Source organism: Vallitalea longa (genome assembly GCF_027923465.1).
GTDB lineage: Bacteria > Bacillota > Clostridia > Lachnospirales > Vallitaleaceae > Vallitalea > Vallitalea longa.
On the sequence record NZ_BRLB01000005.1, the window covers coordinates 15,428 to 35,777 of the forward strand.

At 31.8% G+C, this 20,350-nt stretch carries 22 protein-coding genes; 14 read left to right on the forward strand and 8 right to left on the reverse strand.

The window, feature by feature from the left end:
* Positions 1-8 precede the first annotated feature (8 nt).
* From QMG30_RS10595 to QMG30_RS10615, 5 genes are all read left to right on the forward strand, one after another.
* A complete protein-coding gene (locus QMG30_RS10595; protein ID WP_281815191.1) occupies positions 9-1,679 on the forward strand; it encodes a T3SS effector HopA1 family protein in 1,671 nt (556 codons plus the stop codon).
* A 38-nt stretch (positions 1,680-1,717) separates the two neighbouring features.
* Entirely contained in the window at positions 1,718-2,056 is a 339-nt protein-coding gene (locus tag QMG30_RS10600) for a hypothetical protein (RefSeq protein WP_281815192.1), read from the forward strand.
* An 80-nt stretch (positions 2,057-2,136) separates the two neighbouring features.
* Positions 2,137-2,448: a phage holin family protein gene (locus QMG30_RS10605; RefSeq protein WP_281815194.1), complete on the forward strand. Its 312-nt coding sequence runs from the start codon at positions 2,137-2,139 to the stop codon at positions 2,446-2,448.
* A gap of 22 nt (positions 2,449-2,470) precedes the next feature.
* Positions 2,471-3,085: a peptidoglycan recognition protein family protein gene (locus QMG30_RS10610; protein WP_281815195.1), complete on the forward strand. Its 615-nt coding sequence runs from the start codon at positions 2,471-2,473 to the stop codon at positions 3,083-3,085.
* 576 nt (positions 3,086-3,661) lie between these two features.
* Positions 3,662-4,195, forward strand: a complete 534-nt coding sequence (locus tag QMG30_RS10615) for a hypothetical protein (protein ID WP_281815196.1) — start codon at positions 3,662-3,664, stop codon at positions 4,193-4,195.
* A gap of 73 nt (positions 4,196-4,268) precedes the next feature.
* Here the strand turns inward: QMG30_RS10615 and QMG30_RS10620 are convergent, their stop codons facing one another.
* Together QMG30_RS10620 and QMG30_RS10625 are read right to left on the reverse strand one after the other, a co-directional pair.
* Positions 4,269-4,592, reverse strand: a complete 324-nt coding sequence (locus QMG30_RS10620; RefSeq protein WP_281815197.1) for a hypothetical protein — start codon at positions 4,590-4,592, stop codon at positions 4,269-4,271.
* 4 nt (positions 4,593-4,596) lie between these two features.
* Positions 4,597-4,797, reverse strand: a complete 201-nt coding sequence (locus QMG30_RS10625) for a helix-turn-helix transcriptional regulator (RefSeq protein ID WP_281815198.1) — start codon at positions 4,795-4,797, stop codon at positions 4,597-4,599.
* Between the two features lie 106 nt (positions 4,798-4,903).
* Between QMG30_RS10625 and QMG30_RS10630 the strand changes: the two genes are divergently transcribed.
* Positions 4,904-5,110, forward strand: a complete 207-nt coding sequence (locus QMG30_RS10630; protein WP_281815200.1) for a hypothetical protein — start codon at positions 4,904-4,906, stop codon at positions 5,108-5,110.
* Positions 5,111-5,194: 84 nt separating this feature from the next.
* Here the strand turns inward: QMG30_RS10630 and QMG30_RS10635 are convergent, their stop codons facing one another.
* Positions 5,195-6,559: a uracil-xanthine permease family protein gene (locus tag QMG30_RS10635; protein WP_281815203.1), complete on the reverse strand. Its 1,365-nt coding sequence runs from the start codon at positions 6,557-6,559 to the stop codon at positions 5,195-5,197.
* Positions 6,560-7,044: 485 nt separating this feature from the next.
* Between QMG30_RS10635 and cobI the strand changes: the two genes are divergently transcribed.
* Positions 7,045-7,722 carry a precorrin-2 C(20)-methyltransferase gene (cobI, locus tag QMG30_RS10640; RefSeq protein ID WP_281815205.1) on the forward strand — a complete coding sequence of 226 codons (678 nt, stop codon included), beginning with the start codon at positions 7,045-7,047 and terminating at the stop codon, positions 7,720-7,722.
* Positions 7,722-8,504 (forward strand): nitrilase-related carbon-nitrogen hydrolase, encoded by a 783-nt coding sequence (locus tag QMG30_RS10645; RefSeq protein WP_281815208.1) that lies wholly within the window; start codon positions 7,722-7,724, stop codon positions 8,502-8,504. The genes cobI and QMG30_RS10645 overlap by 1 nt, the downstream gene beginning before the upstream one ends.
* A 143-nt stretch (positions 8,505-8,647) precedes the next feature.
* Here QMG30_RS10645 and QMG30_RS10650 read toward each other — a convergent pair whose 3' ends face one another.
* The gene (locus QMG30_RS10650; RefSeq protein WP_281815210.1) at positions 8,648-10,048 is read right to left on the reverse strand and encodes an S-layer homology domain-containing protein; all 1,401 of its coding nucleotides are present in this window, start codon (positions 10,046-10,048) and stop codon (positions 8,648-8,650) included.
* Positions 10,049-10,338: 290 nt separating this feature from the next.
* On the opposite strand from QMG30_RS10650, the gene QMG30_RS10655 reads away from it, so the two are divergent.
* The 5 genes from QMG30_RS10655 (at position 10,339) to rsmH (ending at position 15,468) form a co-directional block, all read left to right on the forward strand.
* A complete protein-coding gene (locus QMG30_RS10655; protein WP_281815211.1) occupies positions 10,339-11,100 on the forward strand; it encodes an MBL fold metallo-hydrolase in 762 nt (253 codons plus the stop codon).
* Between the two features lie 77 nt (positions 11,101-11,177).
* Positions 11,178-11,624: a MarR family winged helix-turn-helix transcriptional regulator gene (locus QMG30_RS10660; protein WP_281815214.1), complete on the forward strand. Its 447-nt coding sequence runs from the start codon at positions 11,178-11,180 to the stop codon at positions 11,622-11,624.
* Between the two features lie 116 nt (positions 11,625-11,740).
* Complete coding sequence (locus QMG30_RS10665; protein WP_281815216.1) at positions 11,741-13,126, forward strand: MATE family efflux transporter; 1,386 nt, start codon at positions 11,741-11,743, stop codon at positions 13,124-13,126.
* Positions 13,127-13,543: 417 nt separating this feature from the next.
* Positions 13,544-14,299 (forward strand): class I SAM-dependent methyltransferase, encoded by a 756-nt coding sequence (locus QMG30_RS10670; RefSeq protein ID WP_281815218.1) that lies wholly within the window; start codon positions 13,544-13,546, stop codon positions 14,297-14,299.
* Between the two features lie 119 nt (positions 14,300-14,418).
* Positions 14,419-15,468, forward strand: a complete 1,050-nt coding sequence (gene rsmH, locus QMG30_RS10675; RefSeq protein ID WP_281815220.1) for a 16S rRNA (cytosine(1402)-N(4))-methyltransferase RsmH — start codon at positions 14,419-14,421, stop codon at positions 15,466-15,468.
* 150 nt (positions 15,469-15,618) lie between these two features.
* Here rsmH and QMG30_RS10680 read toward each other — a convergent pair whose 3' ends face one another.
* From QMG30_RS10680 to QMG30_RS10690, 3 genes are all read right to left on the reverse strand, one after another.
* Complete coding sequence (locus tag QMG30_RS10680) at positions 15,619-16,452, reverse strand: MSCRAMM family protein (protein WP_281815221.1); 834 nt, start codon at positions 16,450-16,452, stop codon at positions 15,619-15,621.
* A 255-nt stretch (positions 16,453-16,707) separates the two neighbouring features.
* Entirely contained in the window at positions 16,708-17,589 is an 882-nt protein-coding gene (locus tag QMG30_RS10685; protein WP_281815222.1) for an MSCRAMM family protein, read from the reverse strand.
* Between the two features lie 19 nt (positions 17,590-17,608).
* Positions 17,609-18,469, reverse strand: coding sequence for a carboxypeptidase-like regulatory domain-containing protein (locus QMG30_RS10690; protein ID WP_281815223.1), 861 nt, complete (start codon positions 18,467-18,469; stop codon positions 17,609-17,611).
* 245 nt (positions 18,470-18,714) lie between these two features.
* On the opposite strand from QMG30_RS10690, the gene QMG30_RS10695 reads away from it, so the two are divergent.
* Entirely contained in the window at positions 18,715-19,320 is a 606-nt protein-coding gene (locus tag QMG30_RS10695; protein ID WP_281815225.1) for a hypothetical protein, read from the forward strand.
* 127 nt (positions 19,321-19,447) lie between these two features.
* Here QMG30_RS10695 and QMG30_RS10700 read toward each other — a convergent pair whose 3' ends face one another.
* On the reverse strand, positions 19,448-20,290 hold the full coding sequence (locus QMG30_RS10700; protein WP_281815227.1) for an AraC family transcriptional regulator: 843 nt from the start codon (positions 20,288-20,290) through the stop codon (positions 19,448-19,450).
* Positions 20,291-20,350: the final 60 nt, after the last annotated feature.

A 20,350-nucleotide genomic window follows, 5' to 3' on the forward strand; every position in this document is an offset into this window, starting at 1 on the left:
GTGAAATTATGCCAAACGAAGTATTTGATAGTTTATTAAGTTGGTTAGAGCAGTGGATGGAAGTGGTAGATGGTAAATTTACTACAGAAGACGCATACGGTAAGTATGATTATTATCGTAAGATCAAGGACATATATGATCTATACAAGGTGAATGTACCTGAGTATGATGAACCAAAGACATTGACAGACAGCGAGAAAGAAGCTTTCAAGAATCAAATGATAGCAGTAGAGTCCAGATTCAAGGGTCTTAGAATGTTTGGTCAAAGTTCAAAATCAACAATTAAGAGAGCTTTTAGTAGTGGGAAAACAGAATTTGCTTACTTTGTAACGGATAGAAGAAGTAAAAAAATTGGAGAGGGAAGTGCAAGAACCACACTGAGTTTTGACCCTAAGAAAGCCAAAGAGGCTTTTGAATTATTAGCTACGTATATGGAGGATATAAAAAGATCTCCTGAAGCATCATATATCAGTTCCTTCAAAGTTTTAGGACCTAATCATCAGGGAGTAAGAACTGATAGTGCAATTATATATTTAACTACTGGCAATAAGGAAATAATAGATAAGATTGTCAAAGAAGTAGATAAAAGGTTCAAAAAAGCTGGTATAGAAATGTATGACCATGCACCTCTTGGAATGAAAAATTGGGCACCGGGATTTTCGTTCTCTCAACAGGGTCCATTCAGTTCAAGCCATGGCTTTGCCAGGTCAAAAATCATAAATGATGCAACAGATATTCTGGTCAACGATGCTGATTCTGATTTAAGTAAAGAAGCTATGAAAAAAGCACTGCAGGATTCATTGAAAATGAATGGTTATGATACAGATAAACCAGAATTCCTTGATATCATTAATTATGTAGAAAATATAGAGACAACTGAAACAGATACTGAAACAAGACGTAATATTCTAAAACGCTATATACTCAATAATAAAGATAGAGGAGTAACCAAATTAATTTCTTCAAATAAAGAAATGTTCAGAAACGAATTGAAGCAGTTGGATAAAAAGTATAAAGATGATAAGAAAAGTGCCCCAGCAGAAGCTCCTTATTCCGTTGGTGATCAGGTTCTCAGTTTAGATGAAGATATTGGTGATGTTGGAGAAGAGATCGACGTAAACAGCACTGTAGTAGAAAAAGATATCACAGATGCAATGGTATACGGCAAAATCAAGAGATTCAGAGATTTATTTGGTGCCAATAAAGAAGTTGAAGATATACTTGAAAGCCATATAAGAAATAAATGTGAAGAACTTGATAAAGAAGATAGATTGTTCATCTTAGCAATGGAAAAAGCTTCTTTAGCAGTAAAAATGAATCAAGCAGCTGATATATGGCCTAAAGAAGAATCTGATAAGGCTGTCAAAAAATTGCAAGAGCAGATAACTACTGTTGAAAAAGAAGTAAAAGAGATTAATGATCGTTTGGTTGTCATGAAAAGCGAAAGAGAAGCAATAGATAAGAAAATAAAAAAAATACGTGAAAATGAAACCAAGAGACGACAACAATCAAGAGTTCCTATAATGAATGCTGATGATGATAAGAGTAAAGAGTCAGATGATGCTGCTGATAAAAAAGATAGTGGCAATTCAGCTAGTGATGTCAGCGATGCCAGCAGTTCTGATAGTGATAAGAAATCCAAGATACATAAACGCAGGAAAAGCAATCTCAAGAAGTAAGATTTCATTATCATAGTAACCAAAGAGAAGGTGATGCTTTGGAAACATTGTGCAAGGAAAATACAGAAAAAGTCATACGACTTGAACAGGATCTAAAATCCAACTGGAGGCAGCTGGATTCTATTGTGAAGGAACAGAAGATATTACATGATATAAGCAGTAACCTCAAGCTTCTGGAAGAGCATAACAAATATCAGAATAAGAAAATTGATGAACAAGCTAGAGCTATAGTAGAGATAAGGGATGAACTGGTAAAATTAAAAACCAAGCCATTGAATGATGCTAGAGACGTTCAAAACAAGATTAAAGTAGCAGTGTTATGTACTATGATAACCCTTATCGTTACATATTTTTTCAATCGTTTCTTTATGCTATAGTCATGTATCTGTGGTAGAAAAAACAAAAGAGGCTATGCCTCTTTTCGCTTAGCGGATTGATAGAATAGGAGGAGATATATATGAGTATGGAACAAGTATTGCAAGTCATTCGTCCTGAATTATTGATAGTTGTCGTGGTATGTTATTGCCTAGGTTTATTCCTTAAGAATATTCCACATATCAAAGATTGGGTTATACCATTCGTACTGCTCATCAGTTCTATCATCATGTGTGTATTGTATATGGGACTGGTGATAGAGAATACATGGAGTTTAGTTATTGTTTTTATCGGTATCATGCAAGGTATTCTATGCGCATCGGTATCAGTATTCGGCAATGAAATCTTGAAACAGATTACCTACAAAAGAGATATTGACAAAAAAAGATCATAGAACTTAACATGGAGGTGATACAATGAACATAATTGAAGATTTCATACCAAAAAATAGACAGAACAGACCAGGAGTTGCTATAACACCTAGTAGTATCACTGTACATAATACTGGAAATGTTCGTAAAGGTGCAGATGCTACTATGCATGCATCGTATATAAAATCTACTAATGACAAAGTATCTTGGCATTATACAGTCGATGATACCAATATCATTCAGCATTTACCTATAAATGAGATGGGATGGCATGCTGGAAGTAGAAAAGGTAATGAAACAAGCATAGGAATTGAGATATGCATGCATGAAGATATTGATATGGCAGCAGCAGAAAAGAATGCACAACAGCTTATCGCTTACCTAATGGCAAAAACATCTATTGGTGAAATTAAAAAACATCAGGATTGGACAGGCAAATACTGTCCAGCCGTACTCCTTAAGGAAGGAAGATGGGAACAATTTGTCCGTGGATGTTTTTCTATATTCGAGGAAAAGAAAAATATCGAAAAAGAACATTGGGCTAAGACATATTATCAGCAACTTATTGACAGAGGAATGGTGATTCATGAAGAACGATTGGATGATCCAATAACTCGTGGTGAATTATTTGCTATATTGTGCAGAATGTTAGATCTATAATTTTAAGGCACTATTTGTAATTATTTTACGAATAGTGCTTTTTTTTATTTATAGTATAAAACTCTATTCTCTATTTCTCTATAAACTATTATGAGGCTAAGCTTCTTTTATTTTCTTATAGGAAGGATTTAGTTCTTAAGCATATGAAATAGGAGGGATGTGTCTTTTGTTTAGTTAAATTGTTAACATTTAATAGCATTCAATTAAATAAATTGTTATCTTATTGTTATAATTATAGATTAAAATAGAATTATGACAGCTTTAGTGAGAAGAATTATAGTTCTATTACAAATTGGCTATAAGCTAATTATTAAATAAGAGTGTGAAATATAATGCTTGTCTTATCTTGGTAGACAATTATTTACAATTATTGGACAAAAAAAGGACAAATATGAGAATAATGCAATAAGAATAAGTGGTATTATTAAGAAAATAATGTATATTCGAAATAAATTATATACATTGCAAAATTAAACTGTTAATTAAATAACGAATTACTTGACGTGTACACTACTAAGAGGGCTAATGAAGCATTAGTTTTTACAGCTTAAAAACAATATTTAGGGAGGTTGTAATTTGAAGTATGTTAAATTAATCGAGGATTTACTCAAAAATTATGAGTACAATAAGGTAAGGGTGGCATTTTTAAGGAATCAAATACAACGATTAACAAGTGAAGGGGAAAATGAATACATACGTTCTAAGATGCTTCAAGGGGGATATTCAGGTAAGGTGACACGTTTTGTTATTGAAAAGGGTGAGGAGGTTGCTACATTAAATCATGTAGAAGCAACTGCTGATAATTATAAAGAGAAGATTGAGGAAGAATATAAAAGGGCTCTTCGTGATATAGAGCAGGAAATAAAACAGTTGAGTTATGACATAGGTATCATAGATGATTGTTTGGAATTGATTAAAGGAATAAATGAAAAATATTATATAATAATCAATCAGAACTATGTACATAAATGCCCTATGGAGATTGTTGCAGATAGTATGCATATGAGTAGAAGCAGATGTTACGAACTTAGGAAACAAGCTGTAGAGCTAATTGTAAAAATCGTATACGGGGAACGATTATTATTACAACAAGTAGCAGAAAACAAATAGATGGAAACTGATATGCTTCTTTTATAGTAGGCAGTTGAATGATGGAACTGTCTACTATAAAGGAATTGCTTCCTTACATTTGCTTGTCGAAATATCTTAATGCAAATAATTCGATAGCATTTCGTAGACCTATGAATATTACGCCGTAAGTTAAAGCTCTATCCAAGGTAAAGGTTATCTGGATATCCTGAAATAGTGTTATCGCTTCTCCGAGAGCCAATAATAAGATCAATATGTAATTTGAATAATTGGCTGCATTATTTGCTTTGTTCTGAATTAATTGCCAACGCTCATCTCTTCTATAAACAATTTCCTTCTTAGCTTTCCATATATAAAGAAAAAGAGTAATAGCAGTACCTGAAATAAGAAAAATTGAAAGAATAGTTTTTTCGTTCATTGGTTTAACCCTCCTTGTGTTCAAAAACTTTAGTTATTGGAACATTGAATACTTCTGCAATTTTAAAAGCTAATTCTAATGAGGGCGTATATTTATATTTCTCAATTGATATAACCGCTTGACGGGAAATGCCAACCTTTCCAGCTAAATCAGCTTGCGTCCAATCACGTTCTGCTCTCAAAACCTTAATTCGATTCTTTACCAAGGCATTACCTCCTTACAAAATGTAACCTGTTGTTTACATACAAAATGTAACATACTAATTACATTTTGTCAATATATGTTAGGGTTATTATTGCTAAATAGAAGCTGTGGCAGGGAAAGATCATCATCTTAAATTTATTCAATTACCATTAAATAAAGCGATGAATAACGCAGAAGTTGATAAAACTCAACAAGTGCAAGGTAAATGGATGTCATCTCTAGATGCGGCTAAAGAATTGAATCTTAAAGTTATGACAAATATATCATTAGCACAAGGTAAAGCATTTGATAAATACTCTCCAGAAGAAACTTAAAATAAAAGGAGTTGAGTATTAATATTTCAATAAATATTAGTACTCAATTCCTTTTAATAATATTTATACAAATTCAAAACATAATTATCCTATTTTTTTTATATCTGACTCAATTTCTTCTGATGTATCAGTTGAAATATCTTTAGTATTATTCTTAGGAAGTATAAGATTCAACAGTATAGCAACCAATGTAGTTACAACAACAGAAGATTTTCCGAATATTGATATAAACCATGATGGAAATAACGCAAGTGAATCAGGAACTTGTACGATTCCCATTCCTAAAGCAACAGAAAGTCCAATAACCGCAGAATTTCTCATGTTAAGATCACTAGCCGCAATCATTTTGATTCCTGTCATTGTTATTACAGCAAAAACTGATATAGTAGCGCCTCCGAGCACACATTGAGGGATTGTTGTAAGTATTGAAGCAAATTTTGGAATAAGTCCTGTTAAAATAACAATGAAAGATGCAAAAATAAATACCCATCTATTTATAACTTTAGTTACAGTGACTATACCCACATTTTGGCTATAGGTTGCAGTTGGCATACATCCGAAGAATGCAGAAACTACACCTGTGAAACCATTACCTATAATTCCGTGAGATAGTTCTTTATCAGTAGGAAGTCTGTCCATACCACCCCCTGTTGTAGCAGATAAGTCACCAATAGCTTGAACAGAGTTGACAATATACATAATAACCATAGATACGATTGCTGTAGTGTTGAAATTAATGCCGAAATGCATAAACCTAGGAGCTTGAAATACACTTGCTTCTCTAACAGCATCAAAAGATACCATTCCGAGGAATATAGAAATTATATATCCCACAATCATACCTATCAGAATAGATGCAAGTTTCAAAGTCCCTTTAGTGAAATGATTGAAAAATATTACAACAGCAAGAGTTATCATTGCGACTATCCAGTTTTGAGGAGAGCCAAAATCAGGTGAACCAGCACCACCAGCTATATATTTAATAGCAACGGGGTAAAGGGACAGACCTATTGAAAGTATGACTGTACCTGTGACAAGAGGTGGAAACAGATGAGATAGTTTCTTTAGAAAAACACCGAATAATATTGCAACTAAACCACCTACTATTTGAGCACCAAATAATGTAGCTATATTAAATTCACCAGCTATAGCTGTTAATGTAGGCACATATGCGAAACTTACCCCCATAATTATAGGTAGTCTTGAGCCAATAATACCACCTATTGGAAAAATTTGAATTAATGTAGCTATTCCTGAAAAAAATAATGAAGATTGAACTAATAAAACTTTGTCACTAGGATTAAGTTCTGCAACACCTGCAATAATAAGAGCTGGGGTGACACAGCCTACAATCATTGCAATAACATGCTGTAGTCCTAATGGTGCAACATCTTTTATGGATGGTTTGCCATCAAAACGGAATAGAATTGACTTTTTGTTAGTTTTCATAATAATACCCTCCCAAATTATAAAAAAAATAGCTAATAAATCAATTATAAAAACATTTATTTGTATATATAATTGAATGCAATATATAAATTATACAATAAATAAAATATAATTTAAATAATTTGAGTTAATTATTTTGACTTTTTATGAAAATAATTAATAAATATTGAAGAAAGTTTATTTGCAAATTCTTGCTAATATTTTATAAAATGGCATTAAATTACATAATATGACATGTGCTAAACTAATAAAATTAAATATAGTAATTAATATGTAGAAATATATTGCAAAATGTCACAATCACCTAAATTACATAAAATAGTTAAAAATATAATTATAGCAATAATTTTCAATTGAATGATAGTGCATGTTTTGATTCAATATATATATATAATAGAAAATAAATTAAGTTTGCTTGTAGAATAAAAGATAGATGGTATAATTAATGAAGAAACTTTTAGAGTGAATAGGAAAGGAGATTACTTATGCAATTAACTGTGATTGGAGTAGGTCCTGGAGACAGTGAATTAATAACTGTAAAAGCAGTACGTATGATTAAAGAGGCAGACATCATTCTAGTACCAGTGAAAAAAGAAGGTTCAACAAAAAGTACAGCCCTTGATATTGCAAAAAAATATATAGAAGATATGGATAAGGTACTGTATCTATATTTTCCAATGATCAATTTAGAACAGAATAAAGACTATGTGGAGAGTATCTTCAAAAAACATGGGGAAAACATAAATCAACAATTACAGGAAGGTAAGAAAATAGTTTATCTTACTCTTGGTGACCCTATGATCTACTGTACGTTTACATACATAAGTGAGTATTTTGAGAAAGTTAATTATATACCTGGTATACCATCTTTTCTTAATGGGGCAGCAATAAGTAGAAAACCTCTCTGTATTGAAAGGGAATCAATGGCTGTTGTTAATATGACAGATGATGAAGATAAAATCAAGATGGTATTTGATATACATGATAGTATTGTTGTCATGAAAGTCTGTGCTAATCAGAAATTATTAAAAGAGCTGATAAATGAAGGAAAGCGTAGTGTCACATTCTTGACTAATATCGGACTTGATAATGAATATATTACAGAAGATATCAATTATCTAAATGAAAAAGTACCATATTTTACGATTGGAATCGTTCGCTGATGAAAATAGCTATGGTACAAACAAAACCAGTTATTAATGAAATGGAAAGCAATTTCAGGACAATATTATCATTTATTGAAGAAGCTATAGAACAGAATGTCGAACTAATATGTTTCCCAGAGATGGCACTATGCGGATACACCTTCGAAAATCTGGAATGGCAAGTTACCAAGCATAAATCATATATAGAACGATTAAGGATAGAAGCTAATAAAAATAATATAACTATAGTCATTGGAGGTATCGAGAAATTGCTAGATGAATATTATCTAGCCCAATTCGTTATTGATGAAGATATAGACAGTTACCATAAAATTCATATTGGCAATAAGGAAAGATGTTTCGTCACAGCTGGTGAAGAAATTAAAGTATTCAAGAAGAACGACCTGATTTTCGGTATTATGATGTGCTATGATACTCATTTCCCAGAATTATCAACTTACATGGCACTATCTGGTGCCAATCTTATATTGGCTCCTTCTGCAGTACCAAATGATTCCAGTAAGAGGGTAGATTCTTGGAAGAAATATCTTGTAGCTAGAGCATACGATAATCGTGTCTATGTTGCTGCCAACAATCTTATCTTTGATAATGGAGGGGGAGGCATGATTTGTTATGACCCCAATGGAGATATGATAGAATGCGATAGGGGAAATGATGAATCCATGTTAATATTTGAAGTCGAGAAAGGAAATTACTCAAAAACATCAATGAAGAAGAGAGATTTCAAGTTGGATAGGAAACCTGAACTATACGAGAAGTGGAGTTGTAAAACAAAATAGATTTTATTATGATTCATGACAGCAATAACAATAATTAGGTTCGCTATCATTGTTAATTACATAAAAAAGCTATTAAATAGTAAATCAGCACTTACAATAATAAAATAATGTAAGTGCTGATGGTATATAATTGTCTTAACAAATTACATAATGACTTCTTTTGTATCAACGTAAATATTTTCAAGGCTAGGTGCAGTTATCTCAACATCAATTCCGAAATCAGTATACTCTATTACTAAATCAGAAGTTATTTCTTCGTTTTGCATATGTGATTTAAATATCTGTTTTTGAAGCTTATTCTGTTCGTTTACATAGAATTCCATATTATAAATTAAATTCATATTATCAATGATTTCCTGTGTATCTGTATCTATATCATTAAAATCTTCAGGATATAGTTCCATAATAGTATCCATGTCTAGAGATAATGTATATTTCGTAGTATTCACACCACCGATTTCTACTGTCTCACCTTTTTCTATGGGCAAATCATTGTAGATATCTACAAGTTCATCATTGTTTGGGGATAAGTCATCAGATTCAATAGATATTAATTCTGCTAAATCATTATCAGTTGATTCAACCCAAATGTCAGAACCAGCTTCTTTTGCAAATAATTTACCATCTACTATAATTATATCAGCTGTTAAATAAGGAATAGTTAAATCTTTTTGAGTTAAATACATAGTTGAAGTCATTTTTAGATCTGTACCCTTAAGCACACCATTTCCAATATTTTTTATAGATACTGTTTCTTCAGTTGTTGTTCCTTTGACTTCTAGTATAGAACTCATATTAAAGGTTGCACTTTCTTCAATATTTAAAAGAGCCTCGTAAAGTTCTGTATATTTTATATCCTCTGAATTATCATTTGTTTCATTTGCAGATTCCAAGATATTTTCTTTGTTATTGATCAGACGGTGGATAACAACAGCAACTTGTTGACGCTGTGCATTACCTCTTGGTGAGAATGTAGCATCGCTTGTTCCGTTCATCAATCCAGATGCAAGAGAAAATTCTACAGCATCTTTTGCCCAAGATGAAATCATATCTTTATCTGCAAGATTATAAATATTAGTAAATTTACTATTCTTATTGGATATTCCTAATGAGCGTACAAACATAACTGTCATCTGTTCACGTGTACATTGACCATTTTTACCAAATGTATCTTTGGATAATCCTTTGACAATACCTTCTCTATATGCTGCTTCTACATAATTATATGCCCAATGTGTTTTTGGGATATCTTGAAAAGTAGGTGTATCAGGAACGTCAGTCGTGTCCACTTCAAGAGCTCTTACTATCATTGTAATCATTTCAGCTCTTGTAACAGTGTTTTGGGGATTGAAATTACCGTTTCCATCACCAGTGATAATGTCTTTGTCAGCTAGTGATAGAATAGCTTGTTTTGCATAATCAGAACTTGAATCAATGTCTTGAAGGGTAGCAGCGTTTACTGTTTCAGCATTAAATAATGCGAAACCAATAATTAAGATGCTGGCAAGTATCTTTGTCAAATCCTTATAAAATTTTGTAACCATAAAAAGCCTCCCTTTTAGTAAGTATTATATGTATTAAGCATTTTTATAATATTTTACCAGATATTATGTAAACTAATCAACTGGAAAATTAAACCTGAGATTTATAGGAGACATATATGAGTCGTAAGAAGATCTTGTTTTTCAGTTATCATAACAAAGATGATTTGTTATGATGTTTATGGTAAAATTAATTTGATTATTCATAAATAAAAATCTATATTAATTTATATGTTTATGTATAACATCTTTACAAAATAAATAATATTGAACTACGATCAAGGAGGAAAATTATGAACGATTGGTTTACAATTGAAAAAATTGACAAAGATACCCATATAATTAGTGAGTATAGGCACTGGGAAGAATCACATGCATATCTGCTAAACGGGACAACTTATAGTTTATTGATAGATACAGGTCTTGGTATCAAGAATATCTACGAAGAAGTTATTAAATTAACAGATAAACCTATAATAGCTGTTGCTACTCACGTGCATTGGGACCATATTGGAGGGCATGAATATTTCCATGATTTCTATGTACACGAAGATGAGGTCAATTGGCTTGCAGGTGAATTTCCATTGACTATGGAACAAGTAAAAGGTTTTGTTGTTGAGGACTGCGATCTGCCAGAGGATTTTAATATTGATGATTATAAGTTTTTTCAAGGTACTGCTACAAGGGTACTAAAGGATAATGATGTAATTGACATTGGAGGACGTAGTATTGAGGTGTTACATACACCTGGACATTCACCAGGTCATATGTGTTTCTATGAAAAAGATCGTAAATATCTTTTCACTGGAGATCTGGTTTATATAGGAACATTATTCGCTTATTTTCCATCAACTGATCCGAAGGCATATCTATCATCTATAGATAGAGTTGCAGCTTTACCAGTGAATAGGGTATTTCCAGCACATCATAATCTAGATATAAAACCGTCTATTCTTCAAGATATGAAGAAAGCATTTAATGAATTGAATGATAAGGACAAATTACACCACGGAAGCGGTACTTTTGAATATAATGATTTTGCTATATGGCTATGAGATATTGACAAAGTAATTATTAAAATATATAATAATATTGTTCGTTATAGAACAATATTATTTCAGAGGTGATCCTAATGAAAGGAATCAATGTTGGATTAGAACTAATCGCAGTAACTAATATAATCAATCGTAAAGTTGAGTATTCATTGAAGAAAAACAATCCAACCGAGAATATGTTACATCTATCTGGTCAAAATGGATTAATTATCAATTTTTTATATAATAATCGTGAGAAAGATATTTGCCAACGCGATATAGAAGATTTCTTTTCGTTAGCTAGGTCAACTATATCAACAAATCTTAGATTAATGGAAAAGAAGGGATTGATAAGAAGAGAGAAAATGCTGAAGGATACAAGACAGAAGAAAGTTACTCTAACTGAGAGAAGCATGGAGTTCGAACGAAATAATGAAGCCGTGACCGATACTATTGACGAGTGTTTCGATAAAGCTTTAAGCTCAGAAGAAAAAGAACAATTTGTAGCTATGATAAAAAAGATAAGGAAAGAATTGGAGTCATAAATATAATATTATTTTATACATATAGTTCTATATAGTACAATAATTTTATATAAATAGTTCTATATAGAACTAATAAGACTATTATATTTACTAGATTCTAATGAAGGAGGAATATGATGGAACAAGGTAGAATTAAATTAATGGAAAGTACTCCAGTAAGGAGTGCCATATGGAAGTTGGCTTTACCAACAATGATAGCTATGGCAGTACAAATGATATATAGTTTGACAGATACTTTTTTCATTGGTCAGACCAATGACCCTAATCTTATTGCGGCACTTAGTCTTGCCACACCAATATTTATGTTGAATCAAGCTATAGGTAATATTTTTGCCAATGGTACATCAAGTTACATTTCGCGAAAATTAGGGGGGAAAGATAAGGAAGAAGCTAATCATGCTAATTCAGTCGCATTCTATACTGCCATATTCATAGGTGTGATTTTTACCATATTGTTACTTGTTTTTAGAGAACCGATACTTGGGGTGATAGGAACAAGTATAGACACATACCAACCTACAAAAGAGTATTATACAATAATTGTCGCTTTCGCTACACCTCTAATTCTTCAAACAGCCATGTCGGGATTAGTGAGGAGTGAAGGTGCAACAGGAAGTGCAATGTTCGGAATGTTGCTTGGTATTTGTCTTAATATTATTCTTGATCCTATATTTATTTTAGTATTAGATATGGGAGTAGCTGGAGCTGCTTGGGCTACAGTTATAGGTGCAATTGTAGGAACTCTATATTTCATTATACATTTTATGGGGAAGAAAACAATTTTATCTATACATCCAAAGCAATTCAAACCAAGTAAAATTATTTATTCAGAAACATTCAAGATAGGTATACCAGCTGCGCTTTCTACTGCGGTAATGAGTGTTTCTTTCATTGTGATAAATATTATTGCAGTAGGATATGGAGATATTATAGTTGCTGCAAACGGAATCTTTTTAAGAGTATCCAACATGGTAGTCATGTTGGTTATGGGACTAACACAAGGGTATCAACCTTTTGCAGGATATAATTATGGTGCAAATGATTTTTCAAGATTGAAAAAAGGATTTATCTACACGATTATCTATTCAACATTTATCTCAGTCTTCTTTACATTTCTTTTTGGTTTGTTAGGGGGGAATTTAGTGGGTCTATTCATTAACGATAAAGAAACTATTGAAGCAGGTACACAAATACTTCATGCGTTCAATTGGTGCGTACCTTTTATCGGATTTCAATTTACCATGATGGTAACTTTCCAGGCCACTGGTAAAGCGCTTAAATCTATGTTATTGGCTTTAGGAAGACAGTTGATTATCTATATGCCTTTGCTTTTCATATTCAACACTCTATTTGGATTTGATGGATTTATCTTTGCTCAACCTACAGCAGATATATTGACTACAATTGTAGCTGTGGTGATGAGTGTCTCGTTTATTAAAGAGATGAATGATTTAGATGAAAAAGGAACAAAAATTTCCATGGTTCCCAACCAAATGAACTAGGAGATAGTCTTCCAATAATTTTAGCTTTTCCATAATCAATCGCTCCTTTTATTTTTATAATCGAACTGTTATAATAATCATAAAATAGTTTCGTATATTATACAAGTATGCACTTATTAGTTAGATACTATCAAAAAGGAGAGTATTGATGCCAAAAATCAAAGAAAGAAAATACCAATTTGAATTTGATGTATGATTGGGGACTAGAAAATATGGAAGGAGTCTAATATCTAGTGTACTGATAGATAAAAATGTTATTTGAAAGAGGTGAACTCGTTAATGAGAATAGAACGATTTAATTCCTCGGAGCAGTTAATATAATCTGATAGCAGATTGTGCCGAGGATATGTAATATGTTATCAGTTAACTGCACCGTTTATAGGCATATAAACCAAATAATGAAAAGGAGCAGTTATTATGAATTCATTAGAATTGAAGTGTTATTGGAAATCTGAAGAAGCCCATAGTTTTCAAGGATGGGATTTCTCATATATAAAAGGAAGATGGGACTGTGAGGAATTGCCATGGGATTATGGTTCTATTGTATTGACATATTTAAAAGATACTTATAGGTTATTGGATATGGGCACTGGTGGAGGTGAGTTCATACTGACTCTCAATCATCCATATCATTTAACTTCTGTTACTGAAGGGTATCCTCCAAACGTCAAGCTTTGTAAAGAAAAGCTTGAACCCAAGGGAATTACTGTAAAACAGGTGTATGAAGATGATAAACTACCTTTTGCTGAAAACACTTTTGATATGATAATTAACCGACATGAATCCTTTGATTCTTCTGAGGTAAGTCGTATATTAAAGAAGGAAGGGTATTTTATTACCCAACAGGTTGGTGGAGAAAATGATTATGATCTGTCAAATAGATTGATAGATGATTTCCAACCACAATTTCCTAAACATACATTAATCAATAACGAAAATGCATTGAAAAAGCACGGATTCAAAATATTGGAATCCCAAGAAATATATACTCCTATATATTTTTATGATGTAGGTGCTTTGGTATATTTTGCAAAAATTATTGAATGGGAATTTCCTGGATTCTCAGTGGATAAATATTTCGATAATTTATGTGAAATAAAAGAAGATATTGATGAAAAAGGTTTCATTGAAGGTACTGAGCATAGATTTCTTTTAATCGCACAAAAGCAATGATACGTGTAAATAGGTATGGAATGATTAGTTGGATAAGGCATAGATAAAGAAAGTCATATAGACTATATATGATAATTCATAAGGTGTACTTGTTAGAATAATAAAAGAGAGGTTGGACCATGGAAAAGCAAGAGCAGAAACACAAGAGACGTATTAGATATAAAGGGACTCATCCTAGATCGTATAAAGAAAAATATAAGGAACTACAGCCAGAAAAATATTCTGGTACTGTGGCAAAAGTAATAAGTAAGGGAAGTACACCAGCAGGTATGCATATATCCATATGTGTTAAAGAGATATTGGATTTCTTGAAAATCACTCCTGGAAAAGTAGGATTGGATGCTACACTGGGTTATGGTGGGCATTCATTAGAGATGCTAAAATGTCTAGAGTTAAAGGGACATTTGTATGCATTAGACGTAGATCCTATTGAGATAGTACGTACTAGAGAGCGATTAGAGAAGTTAGGATATGATGATAAGATTTTAACTATCAAGGAATTGAATTTTTCTAATATAGATCAAGTAGTAGCAGAGTCAGGACCGTTGGATTTCGTGTTAGCTGATCTAGGTGTATCTTCAATGCAGATAGATAATCCCGAGAGAGGATTCTCATACAAAAATGAAGGACCACTAGACTTGCGTATGAATCCTAAAAAAGGAATTTCTGCTGCAGAAAGATTAAAAAATATTTCAAAAGATGAGTTAAAAGGTATGTTGACAGAGAATGCGGATGAACCATATGCTGAAGAAATTTCTCGTGCTATAACTTCAGAAATAAAAAAAGGAACGGATATTTCAACAACTAATCAGCTCCAAAATATAATCAAAGATGTTCTCGATTTCATTCCAAAAGATAAAAAGAAAGAAGAGATAAAAAAATCTTGCCAACGTACTTTTCAGGCATTACGAATTGATGTTAATAATGAATATGAAGCCTTATATGAATTTTTGGAGAAGTTACCTGATGTTCTTGCTGAAGGGGGACGTGTTGCTATATTATCTTTTCATTCAGGAGAAGATCGTCTTGTTAAAAAGTCTTTTAAGCGGTTTTTACGTGAGGGCGTCTACAAAGAAATTGCTCCTGAGATTATTAGACCGTCAGCAGAAGAATGTCGCATTAATAGTCGTGCTCGTTCTACTAAAATGCGTTGGGCTATAAAAGCATAATATATGAGTATAATTATATAAATATTTATATACCCCAATAGTTAATATGAAATGTTGCTGTAAAATAAACAGTGTATTTTACAGCAATTTTTTTCTATTAAAATTATTTCATTATATATATTGTATTAGATAATGTATTCTCGTAGTTAATTATTTTGCTTTAACTATATAATTGCTGTAAGGGATATCTGTAAAGACATATCTTCCATCTTCGTCACAAGTTGTATATTTTATCGGAATAAGTTTCTTATTGTCTTCAACTTTATATAAGACTACTACCGCATTAGAAATCATTTTACCTTTACTATTTGTTATCTGACCTGTTATTCTAGTTGATGATCTTTTCGGTTTAAGAATTACATCTATATTGTATATTCTATTTGAATCAATGAGTTCTATATATTTGTTGTATGTAGTATAATTAGCATCATTAATATATACCATATATTCATCTCGTGGAATGCCAGAAAAAACAAATTGACCATATTCATTGGAAACAGTTGTTTTAAATATACATTTACTATTAGAACAACAAACAGTCAATAGATATACGATAATTCCTTCTACAGGATTATTGTATTTATCCTTAATATGTCCAGAGATAAGGGCTTTCTTTGAAATGGGAAGTTTCTTAAGTGCTACATTGTATCTATATCTTTTACTGCATATTTCCAATAATTCACTAATGTTGGTTTTATATCCTAATTTCTTAATCACGATTCTTGCTTCATGTTTATGTTTAACCCCATAGTAATTATATCTTCCATCTTTGGAGGTATATACAGAACCTATTTTTTTATCGTTTTTATTGAAAAACATGACATTTGCATTTTCTATAGGTCTTCTACATAAGTCTGTTATACATCCATATATAAGAGAATTCTTGTAATAAGTGTTTTTCTCAAGTTGAAGGTTTAGAACTATTTCAGGAAAATCTTCTGTAATGACTCCTACATCCGATTGAGCCAATATATATTTATCCATATTAAGACCTCACATATATTATTTAATAATGATAATTAATCTATATATCATCACTATCATAAATTAAATTTCCTATTAATATATTATAAATGGCATAAATAATATATGCCATTTATTTGGAGTAACTATAATATTTGATTCTATTGATACTGTATTCAACAGAATTTTTTAATAGAATAAGGAAAATATACTTTTTATTTTCCTTGGAATCTTTTATGAAGCGTAGCCTCTTTGTTTTGTATCTATTGAACAGTTCTATACATCAGTTTTTAGCTTATTTGCTTTAACTTTGTAGTGACCTTCAGGAACTTGCTCAAACAGATATAATCCATCGTTATTGGTCAGAGTTTTTCTTATGGGAACTAAATATTCCCTTTCTTCCGAGTCTTCGTAGATTTGGAATAATATAACAAATGCTTCGGCTATAGGTAAGCCTTCTGAATCATTAATGATACCATTTATTGTTCCTTTTCTGGTTTCAGGGTCTACAAGCATTGTCAAGTTAATATTTCTGACTTTATCTTGTTGCTCTATAATAAATGATACTTCTGTAGTATAATAACCAAGTAGTGAACTTGTAATAAGATAATTTCCTTGTTGAATATCAAAGAAAGCGTATTGACCGAATTCATTGGTATGAGTTGTTTTCAATAATACTGGTTCTGCACCAATATTATCATATAATCTTACAGTAACACCTTGGAGTTTTTCTCCATCAGCATTAATGATATCTCCAGCTACTAAAGAATTATCTTCTTCAGGAGAAGAAGTCAGTACGAAGTCTCTCTCGATTTGCTGCTGGGGTTGCATTATGAATGGAGTACCTTGTTTTAGGTCAAAACCATTTTTAACAGCAAGTATAAGATATTGCTTATTCGCTTCTACATCATCTATCGTATATTGTCCAGCAAAGTCAGTAACAACGTGGTACTCGGGATTTAAATCTCCATCTGTCAATTTTATTGTTACACCTGGTATACCATCACCATCTATATCTAATACTTTACCAAAAACCGTACCAGAATCTCCAATGATATTATCTTCTAGTTTCAAGTCAATTCGAATCTCTTGACCTATATCTATAATAGAGCCTTCTTGAGATTGCCCTAAGATATAGAGATCTTTATTTTCTGACATTGTATCACCTCACTTTTTTTTATGATTCTTTATTTGCTTTTACTACATAATTACCTTGTGGAACGTCACCAAAGAGATAAGCTCCACCTCCGATAGTTCTTGTGCATCTTACAGGATAGAGTACTGGATCTTCAGGGTCTCCTGAAACTTCATACAATATAACAACTGCATCTTCAATACCAATACCATCATCATCAGTTATAGTACCGTTTATGGTACCTTGTGATTCTGTTGGTGATGTTTCCAGATTACCTACAAGATCTATAATTGACCCTGGTGTGGTTACTTGGATTTCTATTATAGCTGGTATATAGCCTTGTTTTGTTGCCCTTCCAATGTAATTGCCTAATTCTACGTCAACAAATACAAGTTGCCCGTATTCATTGGTTGAAGTTATACCTACAGGTATCTCTTCGCCTCCATCTAGTTTTAGTAAAGTACATAATACTCCTTCAAGTGGAACATCACTGGTATCATACAAGTGACCTGTGATAGTAGATAGTTGTGCACTAGGGTCGGGTGTAATCGTAGCATCTATATCTATTGTTTGACCTGCAACTATAGAGAATACAGTTACTACATTAAGAAGATAACCGTCTTTAACAATAACAAGATGATATTCTGAACCTGGAGTAATTGCACTAATAGAATAATAACCATTTTCATTATTTAAGGTATGATATAATGGGTCATGATTATTATTTAGGATTTTAACCAATACACCTTCAACGGGATTTCCACCAGGATCATTAATTGTTCCAGATATTGAACCAGTGTTTATATATGGATCTTCTGATAATTGTAAGTCAAGCCTTATTTCTTCGCCAACATTTTCTAGATTAGCTTGCTTAGATTGACCTAGTTTATATAAATCACTCATTTTATTGCCTCCTTTTTTAGTTTTTAGTTGTAATAATGAACCTAATATAAATATATGAGGGTGATAGCAAAAGGTGAGGATAATCATTAACATTAATATACAGAGTAATTATATTTTGATATAATAAAAGAGTTAATGATATTCATTTTCATTAATTAAGCTAATAGTATTTAAAATAATTCTACTAGATAAAATTTATGCAAAAATTATATTTTATGGAGAATATTTCTCTTAAGGAGGTAGAGATGAAAATTAAATCGAAATATATAATTTCCCATTTTGTTATAATAATATGTATCCTATTATTTAGCGGTTGTTATCGAAGTAGTAATTCCAATAAAGTTGTAGTTAATGAAAATATAATCAAATCTGTAGATTTTAGTGTAAGAACTGAATCAACTAATATGAATACATCAGCAAAAGGAACAATATTTATAAGAGGAACCGAACAAATACCAGAAAGCATTCAAATCGTCACATATGTTGATATCGATCCAGATGATTGGGGAGGAGTTATTATCTATATTCCAAAAAAATGGAATGTATCAAGTATTACAAGCAGTTATCCAGAAAATAAACATGAGGCAGAGGCAATACCTAAAGATCATGTAGCGAAATTTAATACTAAATCAGAAAAATATGACTGGTATAGTTATATAGAAATAGGAACAGAGTATAGTTATATACCTACTGGAGGAGGTACAGGAACAGTTATCATTGAATTGGTTGCGGATAAAGATGAAGAAATCTCAGAAACTGATAAATTTAATATTACTGTTTCGGTGGGAAGTAATGAAAAAGATGGTGTGAAAATTCTTGGAACAGATAGTACTCATATTGAAATCCCCTGAAATTACTTGATGAAAGAAGCGAGTATTTTTATCTATGAATACTCGCTAAATTATCTTAGAGGAAACCTCTATTTTTAAGCATATGAAATAGGAGCGTTTCATAACAAAAGTTATCAATTGAAAGATATCACTTAGTGATTATAGGTATCCATATTTCTACACGATAATCATCTGCATTAACGTTACCACCGAAGTATTTCTCAATTGTAGGTAGACAAGCTTGTTTATAAGTACTTTGTGGTAAGAACTCACCATAAATTCTACCCCAAGTATTGCCAAGATTTGGCTGTATTGGACCTATAGATTCAAAAACTAACCAAGTACTCTTAGTAACTTCAATGGTTTTAGTTCCTTCAATAGGTTCATGATTGGTTTCAACACCTACCATATAATCGTTTAGTCCTTCATCATTATAGCCAAAACACATGCCAATAGTAGTAGAATCAACACTAATATTGATAAGTTTGTCAACGGTACCGTCTTCTTTACATTGGTTCCAAAAAGCGGGAACTTTGTTTTCTTCTGAAGTAGAAGTTACTATTTTCCCTACAACCTTAAAACTTTCTTTTTCAACAATATGATAATCCATTTCTATTTCTCCTTCTATTTTAAGTGTAAAGGATAAGCGAGGATAGGATTTCAGTCTAATGTTTTGGTGTTTGGCATTTATGGGTGATGTTCCATGCATTCTTTTGAAAGCTACGCAAAAAGCATCAGATGATGTATAACCATATTTCATAGCGATATCAATGACTTTACAATCTGTTGATTGTAAATCAAAAGCTGCCATAGTAAGTTTTCTTCTTCTAATATATTCTGAAATTGTAATTCCTGTCATCAAAGAAAAAGTTCTTTGTAATGTTCCCATGGGGCATAAGGCGATTTTACCTAAAACATCATTGCTAATTTCGTTATCAAGATTTTTTTCTATATAGTCGATAGCCTCATTAAGTCGATCGATCCAATCCATTATAAACCTTCCTTCCAATTAAAATTATAGAGCAATATAAATATTTACTCCCGTCATTTA